Origin of the sequence: Glutamicibacter sp. AOP12-B1-11 (assembly GCF_052379245.1) — a bacterium.
Taxonomy (GTDB): domain Bacteria; phylum Actinomycetota; class Actinomycetes; order Actinomycetales; family Micrococcaceae; genus Glutamicibacter.
Map to the genome: position 1 here is coordinate 1 of NZ_JBQSYL010000065.1, position 3,289 is coordinate 3,289.

The 3,289-nt window shown below is 52.5% G+C and carries 1 protein-coding gene and 3 tRNA genes; all 4 read left to right on the plus strand.

Annotation, left to right across the window (positions count from 1 at the left end; translation table 11 throughout):
* Nucleotides 1–553 precede the first annotated feature (553 nt).
* Complete coding sequence (locus ACT3UQ_RS19525; RefSeq protein WP_096286796.1) at nucleotides 554–1,930, plus strand: FAD-binding oxidoreductase; 1,377 nt, start codon at nucleotides 554–556, stop codon at nucleotides 1,928–1,930.
* A 95-nt stretch (nucleotides 1,931–2,025) separates the two neighbouring features.
* Nucleotides 2,026–2,099: transfer RNA gene (locus ACT3UQ_RS19530), tRNA-Pro, on the plus strand.
* Nucleotides 2,100–2,398: 299 nt separating this feature from the next.
* A tRNA-Gln gene (locus ACT3UQ_RS19535) sits at nucleotides 2,399–2,470 on the plus strand.
* Nucleotides 2,471–2,518: 48 nt separating this feature from the next.
* A tRNA-Glu gene (locus ACT3UQ_RS19540) sits at nucleotides 2,519–2,591 on the plus strand.
* Nucleotides 2,592–3,289 lie beyond the last annotated feature (698 nt).

Below are 3,289 nucleotides of genomic sequence, written 5' to 3' on the forward strand. Positions count from 1 at the left end.
GTTCTGATGTTCGCTGATGCTCATGCCCATAGGCAGGGATCTTCGACCCGCGTTTTGTTATATGGCGTAAGTTCATCCGTCAATATACGCGGCGTCGACTCCGACCTTGTGGCACCAATCGATAAGTGCTTGACTCTGCTTTATTCGAAACCGTACAAGGTTAGTCACGCGCGAAATGGCGTTAAACAGGGATGCTTGGATAATGGGTGGACGGTATGTCCGACGATGACGACAGCCGAATGCATTTCCTCATGGTGTGATTCTACGTTCACGAGTATAGAGTCATCGCTGCCTAGATCTCGACGCTACCAATTCGATTCCCGTCAAGAGAAAACACATCGAGAAGATACTACCTGCTCAACAAACACTGATCTATATGTAACGACAGGATATGCTCGACTTCCGAGGTAAGTAGCAGATTCAGTTGGTATGGAGCCTAGCTGGGCCCTGGGTTGATTACGATGACAAGATATCTTCCCGACTGGAAGTATTCGATTAGGCTGCGGAAGATCGACGACCACAGAATCTCCGGATCATACGACAAGGACGTCTTATGTCAGAAACGCAGTCAGATTTTCTTATCCAACTGAACACAGTGCTTTCTGCTGAGCAACTGGAACAGCGCGCAGAAGTACTACTGGAGAATTCCCGGGACTTCGGGCAATTCGTCGGCGACCCCATCATGCCTCTGGCCGTGGTTTACCCCCGAACGGTTGAAGACGTCCAAAAGGTAATGCGACTGGCCTACGAACATCGCATGCCCGTTGTTTCGCGTGGTGCCGGTACCGGTGTATCCGGAGGCGTTCACGTAACCGGTAAGTGCATTGTCCTGAACCTCATGCAGATGAACCGAATCGTGGAAGTTCGCCCCGAAGACGAAGTCGCGGTGGTGGAACCTGGAGTGATCAACTATGACTTGAACGTAGCTGTCTCCGAACACGGTCTCATGTACGCACCGGATCCGGCCAGCTATAAGATGTCTACCATTGGTGGCAATATTGCCACCAATGCTGGTGGTCTACGCTGTGCCAAATACGGAGTGACACGTGAATCGGTACTTGCTGTAGACGTTGTTCTGTCGGATGGCCGTTTAGTTCATCTGGGACGTAATACCTTCAAAGGTGTTGCAGGCTACGACCTCACCGGATTGTTTACCGGTTCGGAGGGAACACTTGGCGTCGTGGTGCGCGCGGTGCTGCGCTTACGATATTTGCCGGTGGATGAGCGCGACATCTCGATGTTATTCCCAAGTTTGGAAGCAGCAGTCCTTGGCGTTCAACGCATAGCCCGCGCCCGCGTACAGCCGGCCATTCTGGAGCTCCTTGATTTGCCGACTATCGAAATCTTAGATGATCAATACTCGACCAACTATGCAGCGCATGGTGGTGCCATGCTCTTAGTCAGGGTGGATGGATATGGCGCCGAAAAGGAAGAAGCTGTCATTCGCGAGACCTTCGAGAACCAAGAAGTAACCCTCAGCGACTCCGGTGCGGACGAAGCCACAACGCTTATCGAAATGCGGCGAACAAGCCGTGGAGATACTAAAGACGATGCCTATCGCATGGGGGAGGACATTGCAGTGCCAAAGAGCAAGATGTCCGACTACGTGCGAGAACTGCGACAGATCGCTTACTCTCACGAGGTAGATGTCAGAGTCATTGCCCATGCGGGGGACGGCAACCTGCATCCTACATTCTCGGTTGAACCCGGTGCCGGAGTCGATCCTCTGGCGAGACTTTCTAAGGCATTGGAAGGATCAATTCGATTGGCCATCGAGATGGGCGGAACCATCACCGGTGAACATGGAGTCGGCCTTATCAAACGCGATTGGTTGAGCTGGGAACAAACTGCTGACGTTCTGCTTCTCCAGCAAGAAATCAAAGCGCTGTTTGACCCGAGGAATATTCTCAACCCCGGCAAGGCACTTTAGTTTCCTTGAACGACGTCCGTTCCTTCTTCAATAGCTCACTGGCAGATTTAGCACAGACGCATCCCCGGGTGTAGTGTATAACCGTTGTAGAGTTACGGGATATAGCGCAGCTTGGTAGCGCGCGTCGTTCGGGACGACGAGGTCGCAGGTTCAAATCCTGTTATCCCGACTAGCAAATGAATAAGGGGGTCCCTAGGGACCCCCTTATTTTTGGTTGAGGGTGTCGTGCGCATATTTCACCGTCTATCGCCAGAGGTATCCAAGCCCGCCGTTCCACTCCCCGCGTACCTGTAGTCGGGCTCTGTTTTGACGTAAAACTGCACCTCAACACAATAGAGCTGTAGATCACTCGAGGAGAAGGGCTCAAAAGATGCCTAAACGAGTTTTCTTATGTATAGTTATATCTCGTGCTAAGGCATTTCGAAGAGAATGATCTTGATGGTCTTCACTGAGGAAGCCAAGTCACATTGGGATATGGTGTAATTGGCAACACAACGGTTTCTGGTTCCGTCATTCTAGGTTCGAGTCCTGGTATCCCAGCGCTTCACCAGAGTAATTTGGTGAGTTGAAGAGAAATCTTCAGCGTACGGCCCCATCGTATAGCGGCCTAGTACTCCGCCCTCTCACGGCGGCAACACGGGTTCGAATCCCGTTGGGGTCACACATCAAAACGCGGAACTTCGGTTCCGCGTTTTTTGCTTTAAGATTACGCTCATCGAACTTCGTGGCCATCTTTTGCGCACGCGTTACTGTTACTTCAGCATCTTCTGTCGGAGCGAGGCGAACGGCAGTATCACCACGGGAACGAACGATGCGCTAGCTGGTGGTTGAGTGGCCGGGACAGACACACGGCCTACCCGCATTGTGTCACTACAGTAGGTCGCGAATGCAACGATGCCTGTGGACCGGGTTTAAGTACTGCCGTAGTTTGCGCCCGGTGATGTCATCGAGGGCAGTGGGATCCACGAGATGTTCAGCAACGGGGATTCACTTAGCCAAGTTTCACCCTTCGACTGGTCGAGGTTCCAGCCCGGGGACGCCAGCTCAACGTCTGGGTTTATCAATTTCATCTCGGATGCCGGCCGGTGGAACCATCTCATCGGAAGGGAGTCTGCGTTTCCCATCTTCGCGCTGCCTGGCCTCTCAAACTGTTGGGCGCCTCGGCATGCCGAAATTGAACGTCACTGCGCATAAGCATCGAAGCATTCAGCGATAGTGATTATTCGGAGGTCAATAGTGAGCAAGCAACCGTGTGTCGGGTGCGGTCTAGGCCTGTTGAACTTTGACAGTGTCTACCGAGATGAAGTCCGGTCATAGAGAGAATAAGGGCCTGTGTGCACGGTCACCTCGGAAAAGGGC